Raw genomic sequence first — 18939 nt, 5'->3', positions numbered from 1 at the left:
CCTGCCAAGTGACCCCGCCGCCAGGTCCGGCCCTCCGGACGACAACGCTTCACTCGTTCGTTGTGCACGACGGACCGATCTGGCGGCCGCGTGCCCTCATTCGTCTCGGTCCGGCACGTTGGGCCGGGCGTTCGTCTCGCCGCTCCGGCGTCGTTGCGCCGGAAAAACGGATTGAGGCCGTCCATCGCCGGCGCCTGCCACGCGCCGCCGAAATCCGGCCGATCGTCTGGATGCCATCAGGGGGCAAGGCCCGCGGGGGCCTCGATCCCGTCCTCTTTCAGGTTCAGGTCCCGGCTGCGATATCGCGCCAGGGCCTCGACCTTTCCCAGGAAACTTCCGCTCGCGCCACCGGCGAGCAGTGCAGCATGTATCACATTTGCCCCGCCCAATGCCAAATCCAATTGCGATCCGGAAAAAAATCCGTCGATCACACGGACCGGCCGGCGCGGCGCGGCATTCTCCTGTCGTTCTCGTTCAAGCGCCTGACGACGCCTAAGCGCTTGCGCCAGCTTGCGCTTGCCGTCCTCCGCCGCCTCAAGGGCATGCATGAGGGCGGCGACATCCTCGCTCGCCAGCGCACTCTCGCACTTGCCGAAGCCGGTTCGCACCAGCCCGGCCTTGCGCGCGATCGACAGGGCCGAAAGCGCCTGGTCCTCCAGCAGCCGGTCCACCTGACCGGCCAGGTCCTCGTCGACCGTCACCTCGCGGCGGAAGGCGCGGGCAAACAGCTTCTTTCTGATCGCCGTCTCGACCAGATCGCGCCGCCCGCCGACCCATGCGCCCCGCCCCGGCAGCTTTTCCCGGATGTCCGGGATTACCTGACCCGACGGATCGACCACGAAACGGATCAATCCGTCCGGAGGCTGCGCCTCGCGGGTCACCAGACAGGTGCGCTCGGCGTCCTTGCTGCGCGGCGCCATTCAGCCGCTCCTTGCTTTTCAGAGGCTTTCGGAAACCTCTTCCGACGCCTCGGTGGTCTCCTCGTCCGACACCGCTTCCTCTTCCGGCTCCGGCTCGATCCAGCCCGCGGCAACGCGCGCGGCCATGATCATGGCCTCCGCGTCGGCCCGCGATACGTCGAAGGAGGTCAGGGTGCCGGGGAAACGCTGGGTCTCGCCGTTCTTGCGCTCGGTCCAGCCGACGAGATCATCGGTGGCGCAGCCGGCCAGATCCTCGATCGACTTGATGTCGTCCTTGCCGAAGGCAACCAGCATCGCCGTGGTCACGCCGTCGATCTGGCGCAGCTCGTCGGCAACGCCAAGGGCGACACGCTCGTCGTCGAGAGCCTTCTCCCGAGCCTCGAGATACTCGTTCGCCCGGGCCTGGATTTCCTCGGCCGTGTCGTCGTCGAAGCCCTCGATGGTGGAGATTTCGTCGAGATCGACATAGGCAATCTCCTCGACCGAGGTGAAGCCCTCGGTGGCGAGAAGCTGGCCGACCACCTCGTCGACATTCAGCGCTTCCATGAAGATCTCGGTGCGCTCGGCGAATTCCTTCTGCCGGCGCTCGGACTCTTCCTGCTCGGTCAGGATGTCGATGTCCCAGCCGGTGAGCTGGGAGGCAAGGCGCACGTTCTGGCCGCGGCGGCCGATGGCGAGCGAAAGCTGCTCGTCCGGCACGACCACCTCGATGCGCTCGGCGTCCTCGTCGAGCACCACCTTGGCGACTTCCGCCGGCTGCAGCGCGTTGACGATGAAGGTCGCCGGATCCGGGCTCCAGGGAATGATGTCGATCTTCTCGCCCTGCAGTTCCTGCACCACGGCCTGGACGCGACTGCCGCGCATGCCGACGCAGGCGCCGACCGGGTCGATGGAGCTGTCCTTGGAGATGACCGCGATCTTGGCGCGGGAACCCGGATCGCGGGCCACCGACTTCAGCTCGATGATGCCGTCGTAGATCTCCGGCACTTCCTGGGCGAAGAGCTTGGCCATGAACTGCGGATGGGTGCGCGACAGGAAGACCTGCGGGCCGCGCTGCTCGCGGCGCACGTCGTAGATCAGCGCGCGGATGCGGTCGCCATAGCGGAAGGCCTCGCGCGGGATCAGCTCGTCGCGGCGGACAATCGCCTCGCCGCGGCCGAGGTCGACGATGACGTTACCGTATTCGACGCGCTTGACGACGCCGTTGATGACCTCGCCGATGCGATCCTTGAACTCATCGAACTGATGGTCGCGCTCGGCCTCGCGCACCTTCTGCACGATGACCTGCTTGGCCGACTGGGCGGCGATGCGGCCGAAGTCGATCGGCGGCAGCGGCTCGGCGATGAAGTCGCCGACGCGGGCGCCGGGATTGCGGTGCTGGGCCTCTTCGAGGTCGATTTCGGTGGCCGAATTCTCGACGCTCTCGACGACCTGCAGCAGGCGCTGGAGCTTGATCTCGCCCGTGCGGCTGTGAATCTCGGCGCGCACGTCGGTTTCCTGACCGTAACGCGAACGGGCCGCCTTCTGAATGGCGTCCTCCATCGCGGCGATCACGATCTGCCGGTCGATCGACTTCTCGCGGGCGACCGCATCGGCGATCTGCAGCAGCTCCAGCCGGTTAGCGCTCACAGCCATGACATTGTCTCTCCTTCGTGCCTTGCGGCATCGGGCCGTTTCCCCTGGCCCGGGTTATTGTCAGCTCTTGCCCGCCTTCAGCGAAGCCTTGATCAGAGCGTCATTGAGGACGAGGCGGACCTCGTCGATGGTATCAAGCGGGAAGCGGACTTCCTGGGTACCGTCCTCGAGCGGCTGCAGCAGGCGTACGCCGCCGGTGTCGCCCTCGACCTCCATCAGCCAGCCGCGAAACCGCTTGCGGCCATTGAGGGGAACGGCCAGTTCGATCCTTGCCTCGTGCCCCTGCCAGCGCACGAAATCGCTCTTGCGCACCAGAATCCTGTCCATGCCCGGCGAGGACACCTCGAGATGATAGGCGCGGTCGATCGGGTCCTCGACGTCCAGCGCCGGCGAGATGGCGCGGCTCACGGCCTCGCAGTCCTCGACATTCATCGTGCCGTCCGGACGCTCGGCCATGATCTGCAGCGTCAGACCGTTCATGCCGGACAGACGGACGCGCACGAGCCGATAGCCGAGGTCGATCAGGATCGGGTCGATGATCGCCGCCACGCGGGCCTCGGGTCCGGTTTCCCGAACAAGGCGCGGTTCGTCGAGAGGAGCGGCAAAAGTGGGCGCGCCGGAGGCGATCACCTCCTCCGCCATGCCGTCACCGGCCGGCCCCGCGCCATCGTCCTCTTGCCCGTCGATCAGGTTGTCTGCCATGTCCAAGCCACTTGGAGCCCCTAAGGGCTCATGAACCGGCGTCCGCCGGAAAAACGTCTCAGCCAAGTCTTGAGTGCGCCTATGCCAAAAAGAGCGGGTCCCGAGGGGCCCCACTCTCAATCCGCTTTGATTAGCGCATCAAGGTTTGATGAATGAGCGCGAATATACGCAGTGTCCGCAGAAAATCAAGGGCGGCGGCGGGATTGTTTCCGCCCCGGCCTCTTTTCCCTCGCCGCCGCCGCGAGGAAACGGGTGGCGCAACCGTGCGATCTCTGGTCAAATCCGGGCAATCGTTTTGTCACCTCGCCAAGCAAGTCCGATGGAAACCCTGATCGGCTTCGTCACAGCGGCACTCGCCCTGACGGGCAGTCCCGGCCCCAACACGCTCAGCCTTGCCGCCGCCGGCGCCGCATTCGGCGCGCGCGCATCGATGCCCTATTTCTGGGGACTGCTTGCCGGCATGCTGGCGGTCATGGCGATCGTCGGCACCGGGGTGACCGGCATTCTTCTGGCCGTTCCGTCGGCAGCGGCTGTCCTCACGATCGCCGCCGGCGTCTATTTCCTCTGGCTGGCCTGGAAGATCGCGACCGCTCCACCGCTTGACGATGCCGGCGCCAGGCGTCGCCTGCCGCGTTTCCGGGACGGAGCCTTCCTGTCGCTGGTCAATCCGAAGGCCTATGCGGCCATGGCATCGCTGTTTTCCGGCTTCCAGCTGCTCCAGGACAGCCCCGCCGCCGACGGTCTTGCCAAGACGGGGCTGCTTCTTGCCGACATTGCGATCGTGAATGTGGTCTGGCTTCAGGCGGGCGCGATGCTCACGCGCTATTTTCGCGAGCCGAAGGCAAGCCGCGCGATCAACATCGGCTTCGCGATCCTGCTCATCCTCTCGGTCGGCCTCGCCGTTCTCAGGTGACCGATCGGAGCGGCGTGCACTCAAGCGGACTTCCATGAGCGCGCCGTGGCATCAACTTTCTGTTCGAGCATCGGATTTCCCGAGAACCGGCTTCCCCCCTCGCCTTCGCGAGGGCATGCTTTTCCTGGATTTGCTCTAGAGCCGCCTGAAGGTCAGATAGGCCGGCGTGCGGCCTTCGCGCAGGGCCTTTGCCTCGTAGCGGGTGCCCGGCCAGCCGGGATAGGGCGCCTGCCAGTCGGCGGCGCGCCGTGCCATCCATTCAAAATCCGGATGGAAGCGGACATGCCGCAAGGTCCAGTCGACATAGGTGTCGATGTCGGAGGCAAAGCGGAATTCTCCGCCTGGCTTCAGGACGCGGGCAAAGCGGGCCACGTTGTCCGGCCCGACGAAACGGCGCTTCCAGTGGCGCTTCTTCGGCCAGGGATCGGGATAGAGCAGGCTGATCCTTGTCAACGAGGCGTCGGGCAGTGCGTCGAGCACCTTGACCGCATCGGCATCCGACAGGCGGATGTTGCCGATCTGCCGGCGGTCGATCTCCATCAGCGTCTTGGCCATGCCGTTGACGAAGGGTTCGACGCCGATGAAGCCGACACCCGGCGCCTCCACGGCGCGATGGATCAGGTGCTCGCCGCCACCGAAGCCGATTTCGAGGTGGATCTCGTCGGGCGCATGGGGAAAGAGCGCCCCGGCATCCGCAACCGGCGCTGCCAGATCGAGCGCCAGCCGCGGATAGAGGTCATCGAAGCGCGCGGCCTGCTGGTCGCGCAAGGGACGTCCCTTGCGACGACCATAGAATGCGCTGTCGCGCGCTTCGTTCATCTCGGTCATGACCGGTGAGCCTTATCGCCCTCAGGCGATCGCAGCCTTGAGAGCGGGCACGAGATCGGTCCGCTCCCAGGAGAAGCCGCCATCCTCGTCCGGCGCCCGGCCGAAGTGGCCGTAGGCCGACGTGCGCGTGTAGATCGGCCGGTTGAGGCCGAGATGGGTGCGGATGCCACGGGGCGTCAGCCGCATGACGTCGCGCAGCACCGTCTCCAGCTTCTCCGGATCGACATTGCCGGTGTCGTGCAGGTCGACATAGACCGACAGCGGTTCGGCAACGCCAATCGCATAGGACAGCTGGATCGTGCAACGCTCGGAGAAGCCGGCCGCGACGACATTCTTGGCCAGATACCGCGCCGCATAGGCGGCCGAACGGTCGACCTTGGTCGGATCCTTGCCCGAGAAGGCGCCGCCGCCATGGGGCGCCGCGCCGCCGTAGGTGTCGACGATGATCTTGCGGCCCGTCAGACCCGCGTCGCCGTCCGGACCGCCGATCACGAACTTGCCGGTCGGGTTGACGTGCCAGATGGTGTCGTCGTTGATCCAGCCGGCCGGCAGCGTCTCGACGATATAGGGGGTGACGATCTTCTGGATGTCGTCGGAGGTCAGCGCCTCGTCCAGATGCTGGGTGGACAGCACGATCTGGGTGGCGCGAACGGGCTTGCCGTTCTCGTAGGCGACCGTGACCTGGCTCTTGGCGTCCGGGCCCAGCGCCGGCTGCTCGCCGGACTTGCGGACCTCGGTGAGGCGCTTGAGAATGCCGTGGGCGTAATAGATCGGAGCCGGCATCAGCTCCGGCGTCTCGGTGCAGGCATAGCCGAACATGATGCCCTGGTCGCCGGCGCCCTCGTCCTTGTTCTCGCGGGCGTCGACGCCCTGCGCGATATGGGCGGACTGCTCGTGCAGCAGCACCTCGACCTTGGCCGTTTCCCAGTGGAAGCCTTCCTGCTCGTAGCCGATGTCACGGATGGCCTCGCGCGCAAGGCGCTCGACGTCCGCACTGACTTCTTCAGGACCGCGGACCTCACCGGCAATCACCACGCGGTTCGTGGTGGCCAGGGTCTCGCACGCCACGCGCGCTTCCGGCATGGCGGAAAGATAGGCATCGACAATGGTGTCGGAGATGCGGTCACACACCTTGTCCGGGTGACCCTCGGAGACCGATTCACTCGTAAATAGATAAGACTGACGCGACATATGGGATGGACCCCTCTAAGAAAGCGCCCGGCTCCGATCTGTGGCCGGGCCGACAGTCTTCTCGCAGGACTTGCGCCACTTCGCAAGAACCCAACAGACCCGGATGCCGTCAAAGACACCTTCCGACGGCCGCTATGGCGCCGCCGACACATGCGACTCGTTGACCGCCGTGGCTCCGAGGCCCGGAAAACACGGTCACCCGGCACGGTCGAGGCGGGCTTCAAATGTCAGGTGATTCGTCAGCCGCCAGGGCCTGGACGAGGTCGACGATCTTTCGCCGGACCTTGGGATCGGAGATCCGCACGAAGGCCCGGTTGAGAGAAAGCCCCTCCGAACTCGACAGGAAGTCCACGACGTAGGAGCGCGGCTCCTCAGCGAAGCCCTGTGCGTCGTCCGGCGATCCGGGTGCATCCTCGAAGAAGAAGGCGACAGGCACCTTGAGGATCGACGCGATATGCTGCAACCGGCTGGCACCGACGCGGTTGGTGCCCTTCTCATACTTCTGAATTTGCTGAAATGTTATGCCAAGCCCGTCGCCGAGCTTTTCCTGGCTCATGCCCAGCATCATCCTTCTCAACCGAATTCGTCCGCCGACATGGACATCGATTGGATTGGGAGACTTCTTACCGGCCATTCTTACACGCTCATCAATGAAATTGAATTAAGAGAGATCGACGCCACCTCGCCAGGGCAGTTGCTTGGTGTCATATTCGATTTGTTCTTGTTTAGCCAAGCAATACTTGCACTGAAAGCAAAGCATCTAGCGCCGGGTAGCGAACAATCCCCTCGATTTTTCTCGTATATCCAGGTATTTCAGCATCATAGCTCTCGCGATCTAGAGCCAAGGCGAGACTTTCGACCGCCGTATCAACGATGTCAATGACTCAATGCTGACGGAACCTGGAAAAGGCCCAAAAAACAAGACTTGCGAGTAGAAGCGACCAGAAAATCGCCCGCCCGTTGCGAACATAGAGCGTCGGAGGCAACGCCGGCGGCAACTGGCCGTCCACCACAGCAACGGCCTCAAGCGGAGCTTGTTCCCGAGGCCGGCCATAGGCATCGATAATCGCCGAAATTCCGGTGTTGGCCGCCCGCACGACCGGCAATCCTTCCTCGATGGCGCGAAGGCGGGTCAGTTCGAGGTGCTGATAGGGCCCGAACGTCTTTCCGAACCAGCCGTCATTGGTGACGTTGACGATCCACTGGGGCCTGTTGTTCTCGTCAATACCGCTATCGGGGAAGATAATCTCGTAGCAGATGAGAATAGCAAAGGGCGGCGTTCCCGGCAGCGAAATGGTCTTCGCTCCGGGACCTTTCGAAAATCCGCCGATCATCCGGGTGAGATCGCCAAGACCCAGTCTGACGAAGAGCCCGTTCAAGGGCACATATTCGCCGAAGGGAACGAGGTGCGCCTTGTCGTAGGCGGCCTCGATTTCACCGTCGTTGCCGATGACATAGACGCTGTTGAAGAACTGCGTGAAATTGGGCGTCTTGACCGCTCTCGGAGCGCCGGTGAGCAGAAGCGTGCCCGGCGGCAGGGCCTCGCCGATCTTCGCCAAGGCGTCGGGTTCGTGCGAGAGGATGAAGGGCAGCGCCGTTTCCGGCCAGATCAGGTGGGTACGGCTGAGAATGCCCAGATCGTCGGGGCTCGTCTTGGTATCGGACAGATCGAGATAGGTCTGAAGCGCCTTGGCGCGGCCCTCCTCGGTCCACTTCTGGTTCTGCTGGATCGATGGCTGGACAATGCGCAGGTTGATGCCGTCCACGGTGTCGGCCTCGGCACCGCCAAGACGCGCGCTGCCATAGCCGATATCGCCCAGCATCAGGATCGCGGCAATCGCCAGCCAGACCCTTTGCGCCCTGCCGCGCCCCTCCGATCCGGATCCCGTCAGAAGGGCCGGTGCGGAAAAGATCAGAACGCCGAGAAAGGTCAGCCCGTAGACGCCGACGAGGCTTGCCGCCTGCGCCGTGACGTCGCTCGCACCGAAGGCCTGGCCGATGAGGATCCAGGGAAATCCGGTGAGGACATGGCCGCGCAGCCACTCGGCCAACGCCATGGCGAACGCCAGCATGACGATGCGGCCCGGCCCCTTGAGCCACAGGATGCGCGCAAGGCAGACCGCGAAAGCCCAGAAGAAGGCGAAGCCGGCCGGGATGATCACCGTGATGATCGGCGTCATCCAGCCATAGACATCCGCTTCGACCAGAAAGGCCGACGAAATCCACCAGAGACCCGCCAGGAAGTAGCCGAAACCGAGCCACCAGCCGACGGCGAAGGCTCCGCGCAACGACGTGATCAGGCTGGTCGCCGGCGTGCCGTCGATCAGCCAGACCAGCAGGGGGAAGGTGACGAAGAGAACCGGAAAGGCATCGACCGGGGCCATCGCCATGGCCGATGCCGCTCCAAGGGCAAGGGCAAGCGCCCAACGCTTCCAGCCCCACAGGAGCAGAACCCAGTTCTCAATGGCTCTCATTCACTCGTCCCGCCTGTTGCCGAATCACTATGGCCGTGCGGCAAACTGGCGAGGCAGCGAGAGGGGGTCAAGCGCCGGATCGGGGCAACGAGGCGCCGGTCCGCCGGTATGGCGGAGCCGCGCCTGTTGCCCGTCGCATTCCACACGGGCTCGCCGGCCCGAAAAAAGGCCGGACGGACCGGGGAACATCCTCCCAGGACCCAACGGCGGCCCGGGCTTGCGGACCGCCATCCATGTCGCATTGTCGGGGAACGATCCCCAGCCAGCCGGCCGATCTTACTCCGCTGCCTTCTTCTGCGGCTCTCCTTGGGCCTCGTCGCTCTCGGGGCGCCGCTTGCGCCGGTCGTTGTGCGCCGGCAATCCGGCATCCTGAGGGCCGCGCGGCGTGATCCGCAAGCGGCGAATGCGCCGCGGATCGGCCTCCAGAACCTCGATCTCGAAGCCCGGCAATTCCTCGGAGATGATCATTTCGCCGCGCACGGGGATGCGGCCGAGCATGGAGAAGACCAGGCCGCCGATGGTTTCCACATCGTCACCATAGTCGGCGACCTCGAACGCCGGCCCGAGCGAGGCCACGACCTCTTCCAGCGAGGCGCGGGCATCGGCGATGAAGCCGCCCTGGCCGATCGGCACGATCGAGGGCCCCTCCAGTTCGTCATGCTCGTCGGAAATGTCGCCGACGATCGTCTCGACGATATCCTCCATGGAGATAAGGCCGTCGGTGCCGCCATATTCGTCGATCACGAGGGCGATCTGGATGCGCGTCGCCTGCATCTTGGCCAGCAGATCCGAGGCCGGCATGGAGGGCGGCACGAAGAGAAGAGGCCGAACCAGTTCTGTCGCGGACACCGGGACATCGAGATCGACCTCGCCGACCTTGACGTCGGTTCCGGCCGGCTCGCCCTCTTCCCGAGGCCGGGCCACCTTGGCCTTCTTGGTGATATAGGCCATCAGGTCCTTGATGTGGACCATGCCGATCGGGTCGTCGAGGGTTTCGCGGAAGACCGGCATGCGCGAATGGCCCGACCGCTCGAAAGCCAGAACCAGTTCGGTCAGCGTGATCGAGGCATCGACGGCATTGATGTCAGCGCGCGGCACCATCAGGTCATCGACCCGATTTTCGCGCAGCCGCAGGATATTGCGCAGCATCGCCCGCTCTTCGGGCGAAAAGGCCGCGTCAAGCGCGTCTTCCTTGGAAAGGGCCTGCTCCAGATCCTCGCGCAGATTCGCGGCCGGCTTCAGGCCAAGAGCGTCGCGCAGGCGATTGAGCCATCCAGAATGCGGATCGGCATCCGTGGATGTCTCCACCTCCTCTCTCGCGGCCCCGCTTCGCTCAAGCGGAACCGCGCCCATACTCTGCGTGTCTGCGTCGTTCATTGCCCTTCTTTCCCTGGATCGAGGCAGGCGCCGGCTCACATGGCCGCCCTGCCGGGACCAATTCTATCCTGCCGCCGGAACGCCGCCCAAAGACACCCGTCTAGGCCGGCTCACTGTCCGCATAGGGGTCGGGAATGGCCAGATGCGCGAGAATCGCGGTTTCCAGCCCTTCCATTTCCTCCGCCTCGGCGTCGTCGATGTGATCATAACCGAGGAGATGCAATATCCCATGAACGATCATGTGGGTGAAATGATGATCGAATGGAATACCAGCCTCGGCCGCTTCGCGTTCGACCGTCTCCCGCGCCACCACGATATCGCCGACCATCGGTCCGAAAACCTTCGCATCCGGCGGCGACATCGGGAAGGACAGCACGTTGGTCGGCTTGTCGAAACCGCGGTGCTCGCGATTGATCTCGCGGATCGACGCATCGTCCGTCAGCACGACCGCGACTTCGCTGCCCGGCAGCACCGTTTCCGGCACGAGGCCAAGCACCGCCGCGGCGATGTCCTCGATCCACGCCGCCATCGAGGCCTCGTCGCGGCCTTGCAGCCAGCCCTCGTCCTCAACGGCAAGGTCGACCGAAAGCAGAGGATCGTGCGTGTCCTGAAGCGCGCTTGCCACCATCAGACGACCGGCTCCCGCGGTGTGAAGACCTCGGGATCGAGCTGGGACTCGATCGAGCGGGCCGAGCGCATGCGCTGCTGCTCGCGCGCGGCCAGCCGCTCGCGGCTTTCGACGTCATAGGCCGTGACGATCCGGCCGACGAGTTCGTGGCGGACGACGTCCGTCTCCGAGAAGCGCAACTGCACGATGCCCTCGACATCCTTGAGGATGCGCGTGGCCTCGACGAGACCGGACACCTGCCCGGCCGGCAAGTCGACCTGCGAGGGATCGCCGGTGATGAACATCTTCGACCCGTCACCAAGACGGGTCAGAAACATCTTCATCTGCATGGCGGTGGTGTTCTGCGCCTCGTCCAGGATGACGGCGGCGTTGGCGAGCGTGCGGCCGCGCATGAAGGCGAGCGGGGCGACCTCGATCGCGCCCGAGGTCAGGCAGCGTTCGACCTTTTCCGGCGGCATCATGTCGTAAAGCGCGTCGTAGAGCGGGCGCAGATAGGGATCGACCTTTTCCTTCATGTCGCCGGGCAGGAAGCCGAGCCGTTCGCCCGCCTCCACGGCCGGACGCGAGAGGATGAGCCGGGCGACCTCGCCGCGCTCCAGCAACGCCGCCGCGTAGGCAACCGCCAGATAGGTCTTGCCGGTACCGGCCGGGCCGAGGCCGAAGACCATCGAGGCCCGGTCCATCGCGCGGATATAGGCGTCCTGCGCGGGATTGCGGGCGACCACCGTCTTGCGGCGGGTGGAAATCTGGGCAAGCTTCAGCCGCGTCTTCGGCTCCAGCGTCGGGAGAGGCAGCTGCGCGCCGACGGCGATCGCCATGCGGATCGCGCCCTCGACCTCGCCGATCTGCACCTCTTCGCCGCCCTGCAGCCGGGTATAGAGCGCTTCGAGCACATCCCTTGCCCGCGAACAGGCCTCGTGGGGACCGCGGATCGTCACCTGGTTGCCCCGCGCAACCACATCGACGCCGAGCCGTTGCTCGATCAGCGCCAGATGCTGGTCGAACTGACCGTAGAGGTTACCGATCAGGCGATTGTCATCGAAGGCCAGCACCACGTGGGTCAGGTCGGAAGCGTGCGTCATGGTGTCTCCAGTTGCGGCGGCCGCAAGGGATGAGCCGTCAAGCAGACCCTCCCACTTCGGCCGCAAGGGACGCGTTGATCGGATGACCGGCCGACGCCCCGCCAGCAACGGCTGCACGGGGGCCTGCCCCTTCCGGAACGTCCGCATGCCTCATCTCTGGCACCGCAAGACGCCCGGAAAGACTGTTCGGCCCGACCTTCTCGATCACGACGGGGGCGAGCGTTCCGATCCGTTCCGGACCGGCCTCGACCACGACCGACTGGAGATAGGGCGAGCGACCGATTAGCTGCCCGGCATGACGCCCGGGCTTTTCGAAGAGGACGTCGAGCGTCCTGCCGACCATGCTGGCCGAGAAGGCCTGCTGCTGCCCGGTGAGCAGCGCCTGCAGGCGGGCCAGCCGTTCCGTCTTCACCGCTTCGTCGACCTGATCCTTCAGCGTCGTCGCCGGCGTTCCAGGCCGCGGCGAATATTTGAAGGAGAAGGCGGCGGCGAAACCAACCTCGCGGATGAGATCGAGGGTCGCCTCGAAGTCGTCGTCCGTCTCGCCGGGAAAGCCGACGATGAAATCACTGGTGAGCGCCAGATCGGGGCGGGCGGCGCGGATGCGCCGGACGAGCTTGAGATAGTCCTCGCGGGTGTGACGCCGGTTCATCGCATCAAGGATGCGATCCGAGCCCGACTGCACGGGCAGGTGCAGATAGGGCATGACCTCGGGCAGGTCGCGATGGGCCGCGATCAGGTCCGCGTCCATGTCGCGCGGGTGGCTGGTCGTGTAACGCAGCCGCTCGATGCCCGGGATTTCGGCGAGGCGGCGCAGCAACTGGCCGAGCGAGACGTCGTTCCCGTCCTCGCCTTCGCCATGATAGGCGTTGACGTTCTGGCCGAGGAGCGTGATCTCGCGCACGCCGCCGGCAGCAAGGCGCTCGGCTTCCTCGACGATCTTCGCGACCGGGCGCGACACCTCGGCGCCGCGCGTATAGGGCACGACGCAGAAGGTGCAGAACTTGTCGCAGCCTTCCTGAACGGTGAGGAACGCCGTCACGCCGCGCGTGGCGATGGCCTTCCTGGTCGGCGCGGGCAGTTCGTCGAACTTGTCCGAGACGTCGAAATCGGTCTCGACGACGCCGGCGCGGCCCTCGCTCGGGTTGCGTACCTTGTCGATCAGGTCCGGCAGACGGTGATAGGACTGCGGGCCGAAGACCATGTCGACGGATGGCGCGCGGCGAATGATCTCCTCGCCCTCGGCCTGCGCGACGCAGCCGGCGACGCCGACCAGCATCTCGCGGCCCTCGCGGGCGCGTTCATCCTTCAGCAAGCGAATGCGGCCAAGCTCCGAATAGACCTTCTCGGCAGCCTTCTCGCGGATATGGCAGGTGTTGAGAATGACAAGGTCGGCCGATTCGATCTCTTGGGTCTGAATGTAGCCGAGCGTTCCCAGGGTGTCCGTCATACGATCGCTGTCGTAGACATTCATCTGGCACCCGTAGGTCTTGATATAAACAGATTTTTGCGCCGTCACGAGTGCGGGGCTCTCTCCTCAAGGCTCCGGGCTTGCCGGAGTGCATGAACCGTGTCGTCCGTGTCCGCCGCAATCGACCGTCCGCGGCGCACGTGAAAACTTTGCTCGACTCTATCCCTTTTCCTCCGCCTTGAGAATAGGCGGGTCCTTCAAAAGCGCGGTATCGTTGACGAAGTCACGGCCGGACAATTCGTCCGCCAGCATGCGGCGAACGGCAGTTTCCGCCATCTGCGTGACGGTTTTGCGATCGCTGCCCCGCCCGAAGGCGATCGGTTCGCCGAAAAGCACCGAGACGTCGACCGCCGCCTCGCGCATCACCAGCAACAGATGCGGGACGAGATCGACGTCGCCGATCCAGCTCAGCATCAGCCGGCCATTGCGTCCGGCCGGCATGCCGTGAAAGCGGGTGTAGGCGATGGCAACCGGCTGGATCAGGGCTTCCTCGCCGTCGCCTGCGTCAATCGCCGCCTTGGCGGCACCGACGAGCGCGGAGCGGAAAGGCAGCACCGTGCCGCCATCGCTGGAGGTGCCCTCGGGGAAGAGAATGATCGCATCGCCCAGTGTCAGGCGGTCGGCGATATCGCGTGCCTGATCGGCCGTCCTGCCCCGTTTCTGGCGTTCCACGAAGACCGAGCGCTGCAGCCGCGCCAGCGTGCCGAAGACCGGCCAGGTGCCGACCTCGGACTTGGCGACGAAGCTCACCGGCATGACCGCGCTGAAGACGACGATGTCGAGCCAGGAGACGTGATTGGCGGCGATCAGCAGAGGGCGGGCTTCAGCCGGCATGCCCTTGACCGTGATCCTGAGGCCGAGCAGACGCGAGGCGATCCGATGCCAGAAGACCGGAAGGGTCCGCGCCAGCGGCCAGTTCCGCCGGATGGCGACCATCTGCACGGGAATGAGCGGCAACGTGAAGACGAACAATCCGGACAGCTTGACGATGGCGCCGGTCTGCCGCAGCCAATGCCCGCCGGACGTCTTCGTCTCTTCCGGAACCGGATGAACCGAGCGGTCTGCCCGCATGCCCGTTACTCTTTGTCGACCATTTTCGCCGAAGCGATCGCATCGCCGGCGCCAGGCCGGATTAGACGATGTCCGCCCGCATGACAAGCGCCGTGGCCGGGGGGCCATCCTTGACGGCGTAATAGTTGCCGCGCTGGCCGACCTGCTTGAAGCCGAGGCGTCTGTAGAGCGTGACGGCGGCCTCATTGCCCTCGTCGACTTCCAGGAAGAGCGAGGCCACCCGGTCGGCATAGAGCCGCCGCATCGCTTCCTCCATGAGCAGGCGGCCGATACCGCGGCGCCGATGCGCCGGCAGCACAGCGAGCGTCAGCACCTCGGCCTCGTCCCCTGTCGCCCGCACGAGCAGAAAACCTACAGGACGACGGGATCCGAACCATGACCCGCGCCGCCCGACGAGCGCGATCATGTTGTCCTGAACCAGCAATGCCTCGATCTCGGCTGGGCTCCAGCCGCGATGAAAGCCGCTTGCGTGAATCTCGGCGAGATCGTCGGCCTCGGAGAGATCCGCCTTGTCGAGGATCACCGGAAAGGGATCGTACCAGGGATAAAACATTACCGATCCCCCACACTGATCGGGCCAGCGCTTACGAGAGCCGCGCGCTTCTGCGGCTTGGCATCCGGCGGACGAACGTAAAGCGGTACCGGCGGGCTTTCCTGAACGGGTGCGTCAGCACCGAGACGCGCAAGCGACAGGATATCGGGTCCCGCGAGCGGCAGGAGAGGCGGCAGGCGGCGACCGGCGCATGTGGCGGCATGGCCGAGCAATGGCGCGCCGGAACCGACGATGAGCCGCGCATTCTGCGGGACATGATCGACGGCGGATTCGATCGATACGGCGATCGGGGCGGCAAGTTCGGCGCCGTCCTCGGCGTAGACGGCCAGATAGACCTCGCCTTTGCGCGCATCGATGGCGGCGACCACCGGCCCGCCGGGCGGTTCCTCATAGGATCGGGCGAGCGCCGCAAGCGTCGAGATGCCGACAACGGGTTTGCCAAGAGCAAGGCCGAAGCCGCGCGCGGCGGCGAGACCGACCCGAATGCCGGTGAAGCTGCCTGGGCCGATGGAGACGACGATGCGGTCGACACAGGCGAGCGTTTCGCCTTCCTCGGCAAGGAGTTCGTCGATCATCGAAAAGAGGCGTTCCGCATGGCCGCGGGTCAGGTCTTCCGACCGTACTGCTCCGCGACCGGAGCCGAAGACCAGCGCGGCGGAGCAGAGTTCCAGAGATGTATCGATCGCAAGCAGACGCATGAAATGGCAATACGACGGCGTATCGTCGCTGTCGAGCGAAACGGAAACGCGGCGGCGATTTGCCGTCGTAGTGCTTTGAGGACTGCCCGCTTTATTCCGCGCACGGAGGCGGCTATGAGGAAGGCAGCGGCATTCACTTCCCGTTCCACTTGCCGCCCATCTCCGGAGACAGTCTTTGGCCCGCCGCCCGCCGAACCGCGATCGTGACAAGAGCCAGGAGCCGCGCGCCGCCAGGCCGGGCAGCGGCAAGCATGGCCCCCAGCCGGACAAGCGCCCCCAGCCGGACAAGCGACGGCGGGAGGACGCCGACGCGACCGGCCGGCCGCGCGGACTGATGAAGCCATCGGCCGCGCCGGTTCCACGGCGCCCGGCGCCGAAGCCGCGCGGTCCGCGCATTTCACGTGAAACACTCGGCCTGCTGCTTCAGACCGACGGCTGGGACCAGTATCGGCTGCTCGACATGGGCGAGGGCGAAAAGCTGGAACGCTACGGCGATCTCGTGGTCGTGCGCCCCGAACCGCAGGCCATGGGTGCGCGGCGACGGCCGGCGAAGGAATGGGACGCGGCCGGCGCGGTCTTTACCGGCGATGTCGAGGAGGAGGGCCCCGGGCGCTGGCGGCAGGCTCCCGGTATCGGCGAGAGCTGGCCGATGGCCATCGACGGCATCGACTTCATCTGCCGCCTCACCGCCTTCCGCCATGTCGGCATCTTTCCCGAGCAGAAGGTCCAATGGGACTGGATGGCCGGGCGCATTCGCGCCGCCGACCGGCCGCTCAAGGTGCTCAATCTCTTCGGCTATACCGGTCTCGCCTCGCTGATCGCCGCCAAGGCGGGCGCCGAGGTGACCCATGTCGATGCCTCGAAGAAGGCCATCGGCTGGGCGCGCGAGAACCAGTCGCTCGCCGGGCTCGATTCGGCTCCGATCCGATGGCTCTGCGACGACGCTGTGAAATTCTGCGAGCGCGAGGTCAGGCGCGGCAACAGCTACGACGGCATCCTGCTCGACCCGCCTAAGTTCGGCCGCGGGCCGGACGGCGAGGTCTGGTCGCTGTTCGAGGACCTGCCGCACATGCTCGACCTCTGCCGGCAGATCCTGTCGCCGAAGCCGTCCTTCGTCGTCCTCACGGCCTATTCGATCCGGGCCTCCTTCATCGCCGGGCACGAACTGATGGGCGATCTCTTCGGCGATCTTGCCGGCAACCTTGAATCCGGCGAACTGGTGCTGCGCGAGACCACGGCCGACGGAACGCCGGGCCGGGCCCTTTCCACCTCGATGTACACCCGCTGGAGCGCCCCATGAGCGAGCACCGCGACGACCGACAGACGGCCGGCGGCTACAAGCAGATCACCAGCCTTGCCAATCCGCTGGTCAAGGACCTGCGCGCGCTCGCCATGAAGAAGACCCGCGACGAGCGCCAGCTCTTCGTCGGCGAAGGCCTGAAACTCGTCACCGACGCGCTGGAGGAGGACTGGCCGATCGACATGATCTGCTTTGCCGCCGCAGCGCGCGGACAGGACCGGGTGATGCAGGCGGCCGCCAAGGTCAAGGCGCGGGGTGGATTCGTTGCCGAAATGACCGAGGCCGTGCTTGCCAAGATCACCCGCCGGGACAACCCGCAGATGGTCGTCGGCGTCTTCAAGCAGAAGCTGACGCCGCTTGCGAAGGTCGCCCTCAAGGAAAACGACGTGTGGGTCGCTCTCGAGGGGATCAAGGATCCGGGCAACCTCGGCACGGTCGTTCGTACGGTGGATTCGGTTGGCGCCAAGGGCGTCATTCTTGTCGGCGAGACCTGCGATCCCTATTCGCCCGAAGGCGTGCGCGCGACCATGGGCTCGCTCTTCCATGTGCCGCTGGTCAAGTGCTCGGTCGACGAGTTCCTTGCCTTTGCCGCGGCGTCCCCCGCCCGGCTGATCGGCACGCATCTCAAGGCCACGCACGATTATCGCACGCTCGCCTCCAGCGAGCCGACGATCCTGCTGATGGGCAACGAGCAGGCGGGTCTGCCGGACCGGCTTGCCGAGGCCTGCGATATCAGGGCCAAGATCCCGATGGCCGGGCGGGCCGACAGCCTCAACCTCGCCATCGCCACGGGCATCATGCTCTATGAACTAAGGCGCAATGTGCTGACGGTATAAGCCGGAAGCCCGCATGGATGGAGATCGCCATGAGTGAACGACACGCTCGTCTTGTCCGCCAGCAGGCCGGGCACGAGCATGCCAAGGTCAGCTTCGTCGAGCTCTTCTTCGATCTCGTCTTCGTCTTCGCGATCACGCAGCTTTCCCACACGCTGCTGCATCATTTCACCCTCGCCGGGGTCGCCGAAGCCGGGCTCATCCTGCTGGCGGTCTGGTGGGTGTGGATCTACACCACTTGGGTCACCAACTGGCTCGATCCCGACAAGATGCCCGTTCGGCTGATGCTCTTCGTCCTGATGCTGGCCGGGCTGGTGCTTTCCACCTCCATCCCGGAGGCCTTCGAGGACAAGGGATTAGCCTTCGCGATCGCCTATGCATCCATGCAGGTCGGACGCTCGGTCTTCGCCGCCTTTGCCCTGCGCCATCACAGTGCCTCGCGCTACCGGAATTTCCTGCGCATCAGCAGTTGGCTCGCTGTCGCGGCCGTCTTCTGGATCATCGGCGGCCTGCTGCATCACGAGGCGCGCTATGCCGCCTGGCTCATCGCGCTCGGCATCGAATACGCAGCGCCAGCCGCCGGCTTCTGGACGCCGGGCCTTGGCCGGACGCAATCGGCGGAGTGGGATGTCGAAGGCGGGCACATGGCCGAGCGCTGCGGCCTCTTCATCATCATCGCGCTCGGTGAATCGGTTCTCATCACGGGCGCGACCTTTGCCGACCTGCCGGCAAATGCGCCGAACGTCCTCGCCTTCCTTGCCGCCTTCACCGGCAGCGTCGCCATGTGGGCGGTCTATTTCAACGTCGGGTCGGAACGGGCGAGCCATCTGATCGCCGCCTCGGAGGACCCCGGCCGGATCGCGCGTCTTGCCTATACCTACATGCATATCCCGATCGTCGCCGGCATCGTGCTCGCCGCCGCCGGCGACCAGTTCGCCCTTGCCGGAGACACGGGCCATCAGGAACACCCCATCGCCTATGCCATCGTCGGCGGCCCGGCCCTGTTCCTTGCCGGCGTCACGCTGTTCAAACGCGTCACGGCAGGCTGGTGGCCACTGTCCCACCTCGTCGGATTGGCCGCCTTCATCGTCCTGGGGATTGCCGCAGCCGTCCTGACACCGCTGCAGATCCTGTCGCTCGCGAGCCTCGTTCTGGTCGCGGTATCGGTCTGGGAGCATCTTTCACTACGATCGGGCGCCGGCGCCCAGTGAGCCAATCCTCCGCCACGAAGCCATCTCGAATGCAACCCACGCAGATTGGGGC

Annotated in this window: 18 protein-coding genes; 4 read left to right on the top strand and 14 right to left on the bottom strand. The window is 65.4% G+C overall.

The window, feature by feature from the left end:
- Nucleotides 1-236: 236 nt before the first annotated feature.
- The 3 genes from HDIA_RS23505 to rimP are packed head-to-tail and all read right to left on the bottom strand — an operon-like array spanning nucleotide 237 to nucleotide 3257.
- Complete coding sequence (locus tag HDIA_RS23505; RefSeq protein WP_099558435.1) at nucleotides 237-920, bottom strand: RNA-binding protein; 684 nt, start codon at nucleotides 918-920, stop codon at nucleotides 237-239.
- Nucleotides 921-938: 18 nt separating this feature from the next.
- Nucleotides 939-2555 (bottom strand): transcription termination factor NusA, encoded by a 1617-nt coding sequence (gene nusA, locus HDIA_RS23500; RefSeq protein WP_099558434.1) that lies wholly within the window; start codon nucleotides 2553-2555, stop codon nucleotides 939-941.
- A gap of 60 nt (nucleotides 2556-2615) precedes the next feature.
- Nucleotides 2616-3257, bottom strand: coding sequence for a ribosome maturation factor RimP (gene rimP / locus HDIA_RS23495; protein ID WP_342748069.1), 642 nt, complete (start codon nucleotides 3255-3257; stop codon nucleotides 2616-2618).
- A gap of 319 nt (nucleotides 3258-3576) precedes the next feature.
- On the opposite strand from rimP, the gene HDIA_RS23490 reads away from it, so the two are divergent.
- Nucleotides 3577-4170, top strand: coding sequence for a LysE family translocator (locus HDIA_RS23490; RefSeq protein ID WP_157775797.1), 594 nt, complete (start codon nucleotides 3577-3579; stop codon nucleotides 4168-4170).
- 135 nt (nucleotides 4171-4305) lie between these two features.
- Here HDIA_RS23490 and trmB read toward each other — a convergent pair whose 3' ends face one another.
- The 11 genes from trmB to tsaB all read right to left on the bottom strand — a co-directional run bounded on the left by trmB (nucleotide 4306) and on the right by tsaB (nucleotide 15543).
- A complete protein-coding gene (gene trmB / locus HDIA_RS23485; protein WP_099558432.1) occupies nucleotides 4306-4998 on the bottom strand; it encodes a tRNA (guanosine(46)-N7)-methyltransferase TrmB in 693 nt (230 codons plus the stop codon).
- A 21-nt stretch (nucleotides 4999-5019) separates the two neighbouring features.
- The gene (gene metK, locus HDIA_RS23480; protein ID WP_099558431.1) at nucleotides 5020-6189 is read right to left on the bottom strand and encodes a methionine adenosyltransferase; all 1170 of its coding nucleotides are present in this window, start codon (nucleotides 6187-6189) and stop codon (nucleotides 5020-5022) included.
- A gap of 220 nt (nucleotides 6190-6409) precedes the next feature.
- Nucleotides 6410-6823 carry a helix-turn-helix domain-containing protein gene (locus tag HDIA_RS23475; RefSeq protein ID WP_099558430.1) on the bottom strand — a complete coding sequence of 138 codons (414 nt, stop codon included), beginning with the start codon at nucleotides 6821-6823 and terminating at the stop codon, nucleotides 6410-6412.
- A 250-nt stretch (nucleotides 6824-7073) separates the two neighbouring features.
- The gene (lnt, locus tag HDIA_RS23470; protein ID WP_099558429.1) at nucleotides 7074-8663 is read right to left on the bottom strand and encodes an apolipoprotein N-acyltransferase; all 1590 of its coding nucleotides are present in this window, start codon (nucleotides 8661-8663) and stop codon (nucleotides 7074-7076) included.
- A 276-nt stretch (nucleotides 8664-8939) separates the two neighbouring features.
- On the bottom strand, nucleotides 8940-10040 hold the full coding sequence (locus tag HDIA_RS23465; protein WP_245884057.1) for a hemolysin family protein: 1101 nt from the start codon (nucleotides 10038-10040) through the stop codon (nucleotides 8940-8942).
- A gap of 100 nt (nucleotides 10041-10140) precedes the next feature.
- Nucleotides 10141-10668: an rRNA maturation RNase YbeY gene (gene ybeY / locus HDIA_RS23460; RefSeq protein ID WP_157775796.1), complete on the bottom strand. Its 528-nt coding sequence runs from the start codon at nucleotides 10666-10668 to the stop codon at nucleotides 10141-10143.
- Nucleotides 10668-11750: a PhoH family protein gene (locus tag HDIA_RS23455; RefSeq protein ID WP_099558428.1), complete on the bottom strand. Its 1083-nt coding sequence runs from the start codon at nucleotides 11748-11750 to the stop codon at nucleotides 10668-10670. The genes ybeY and HDIA_RS23455 overlap by 1 nt, the downstream gene beginning before the upstream one ends.
- Before the next feature lie 37 nt (nucleotides 11751-11787).
- Entirely contained in the window at nucleotides 11788-13269 is a 1482-nt protein-coding gene (gene miaB / locus HDIA_RS23450) for a tRNA (N6-isopentenyl adenosine(37)-C2)-methylthiotransferase MiaB (RefSeq protein WP_099558427.1), read from the bottom strand.
- Between the two features lie 111 nt (nucleotides 13270-13380).
- On the bottom strand, nucleotides 13381-14292 hold the full coding sequence (olsA, locus tag HDIA_RS23445) for a lyso-ornithine lipid O-acyltransferase (protein WP_099558426.1): 912 nt from the start codon (nucleotides 14290-14292) through the stop codon (nucleotides 13381-13383).
- 61 nt (nucleotides 14293-14353) lie between these two features.
- Nucleotides 14354-14845: a ribosomal protein S18-alanine N-acetyltransferase gene (gene rimI / locus HDIA_RS23440; RefSeq protein WP_099558424.1), complete on the bottom strand. Its 492-nt coding sequence runs from the start codon at nucleotides 14843-14845 to the stop codon at nucleotides 14354-14356.
- Nucleotides 14845-15543 (bottom strand): tRNA (adenosine(37)-N6)-threonylcarbamoyltransferase complex dimerization subunit type 1 TsaB, encoded by a 699-nt coding sequence (tsaB, locus tag HDIA_RS23435; protein ID WP_099558423.1) that lies wholly within the window; start codon nucleotides 15541-15543, stop codon nucleotides 14845-14847. Before tsaB ends, rimI begins: the two co-directional genes overlap by 1 nt.
- 175 nt (nucleotides 15544-15718) lie before the next feature.
- Here tsaB and HDIA_RS23430 point away from each other — a divergent pair, with 175 nt between their 5' ends.
- From HDIA_RS23430 to HDIA_RS23420, 3 genes are read left to right on the top strand one after another with little or no spacing between them, the layout of a single operon-like run.
- Nucleotides 15719-16843, top strand: coding sequence for a class I SAM-dependent methyltransferase (locus HDIA_RS23430; RefSeq protein ID WP_162292683.1), 1125 nt, complete (start codon nucleotides 15719-15721; stop codon nucleotides 16841-16843).
- A complete protein-coding gene (locus HDIA_RS23425; RefSeq protein ID WP_099558422.1) occupies nucleotides 16840-17679 on the top strand; it encodes a TrmH family RNA methyltransferase in 840 nt (279 codons plus the stop codon). The genes HDIA_RS23430 and HDIA_RS23425 overlap by 4 nt, the downstream gene beginning before the upstream one ends.
- A gap of 29 nt (nucleotides 17680-17708) precedes the next feature.
- Entirely contained in the window at nucleotides 17709-18887 is a 1179-nt protein-coding gene (locus HDIA_RS23420; RefSeq protein ID WP_099559122.1) for a low temperature requirement protein A, read from the top strand.
- Nucleotides 18888-18939: the final 52 nt, after the last annotated feature.

It is taken from the genome of Hartmannibacter diazotrophicus (genome assembly GCF_900231165.1).
Lineage (GTDB): Bacteria > Pseudomonadota > Alphaproteobacteria > Rhizobiales > Pleomorphomonadaceae > Hartmannibacter > Hartmannibacter diazotrophicus.
The sequence above is the reverse complement of the archived record's forward strand: the minus strand, read 5'-3'. Positions and strand labels throughout refer to the sequence as shown.

Excerpts from the sequence above, each read along its gene's own strand:
- HDIA_RS23505 (WP_099558435.1), bottom strand. The coding sequence starts at position 920 with ATGGCGCCGCGCAGCAAGGACGCCGAGCGCACCTGTCTGGTGACCCGC.
- nusA (WP_099558434.1), bottom strand. The coding sequence starts at position 2,555 with ATGGCTGTGAGCGCTAACCGGCTGGAGCTGCTGCAGATCGCCGATGCG.
- rimP (WP_342748069.1), bottom strand. The coding sequence starts at position 3,257 with ATGGCAGACAACCTGATCGACGGGCAAGAGGACGATGGCGCGGGGCCG.
- HDIA_RS23490 (WP_157775797.1), top strand. The coding sequence starts at position 3,577 with ATGGAAACCCTGATCGGCTTCGTCACAGCGGCACTCGCCCTGACGGGC.
- trmB (WP_099558432.1), bottom strand. The coding sequence starts at position 4,998 with ATGACCGAGATGAACGAAGCGCGCGACAGCGCATTCTATGGTCGTCGC.
- metK (WP_099558431.1), bottom strand. The coding sequence starts at position 6,189 with ATGTCGCGTCAGTCTTATCTATTTACGAGTGAATCGGTCTCCGAGGGT.
- HDIA_RS23475 (WP_099558430.1), bottom strand. The coding sequence starts at position 6,823 with ATGGCCGGTAAGAAGTCTCCCAATCCAATCGATGTCCATGTCGGCGGA.
- lnt (WP_099558429.1), bottom strand. The coding sequence starts at position 8,663 with ATGAGAGCCATTGAGAACTGGGTTCTGCTCCTGTGGGGCTGGAAGCGT.
- HDIA_RS23465 (WP_245884057.1), bottom strand. The coding sequence starts at position 10,040 with ATGAACGACGCAGACACGCAGAGTATGGGCGCGGTTCCGCTTGAGCGA.
- ybeY (WP_157775796.1), bottom strand. The coding sequence starts at position 10,668 with ATGGTGGCAAGCGCGCTTCAGGACACGCACGATCCTCTGCTTTCGGTC.
- HDIA_RS23455 (WP_099558428.1), bottom strand. The coding sequence starts at position 11,750 with ATGACGCACGCTTCCGACCTGACCCACGTGGTGCTGGCCTTCGATGAC.
- olsA (WP_099558426.1), bottom strand. The coding sequence starts at position 14,292 with ATGCGGGCAGACCGCTCGGTTCATCCGGTTCCGGAAGAGACGAAGACG.
- rimI (WP_099558424.1), bottom strand. The coding sequence starts at position 14,845 with ATGTTTTATCCCTGGTACGATCCCTTTCCGGTGATCCTCGACAAGGCG.
- tsaB (WP_099558423.1), bottom strand. The coding sequence starts at position 15,543 with ATGCGTCTGCTTGCGATCGATACATCTCTGGAACTCTGCTCCGCCGCG.
- HDIA_RS23425 (WP_099558422.1), top strand. The coding sequence starts at position 16,840 with ATGAGCGAGCACCGCGACGACCGACAGACGGCCGGCGGCTACAAGCAG.
- HDIA_RS23420 (WP_099559122.1), top strand. The coding sequence starts at position 17,709 with ATGAGTGAACGACACGCTCGTCTTGTCCGCCAGCAGGCCGGGCACGAG.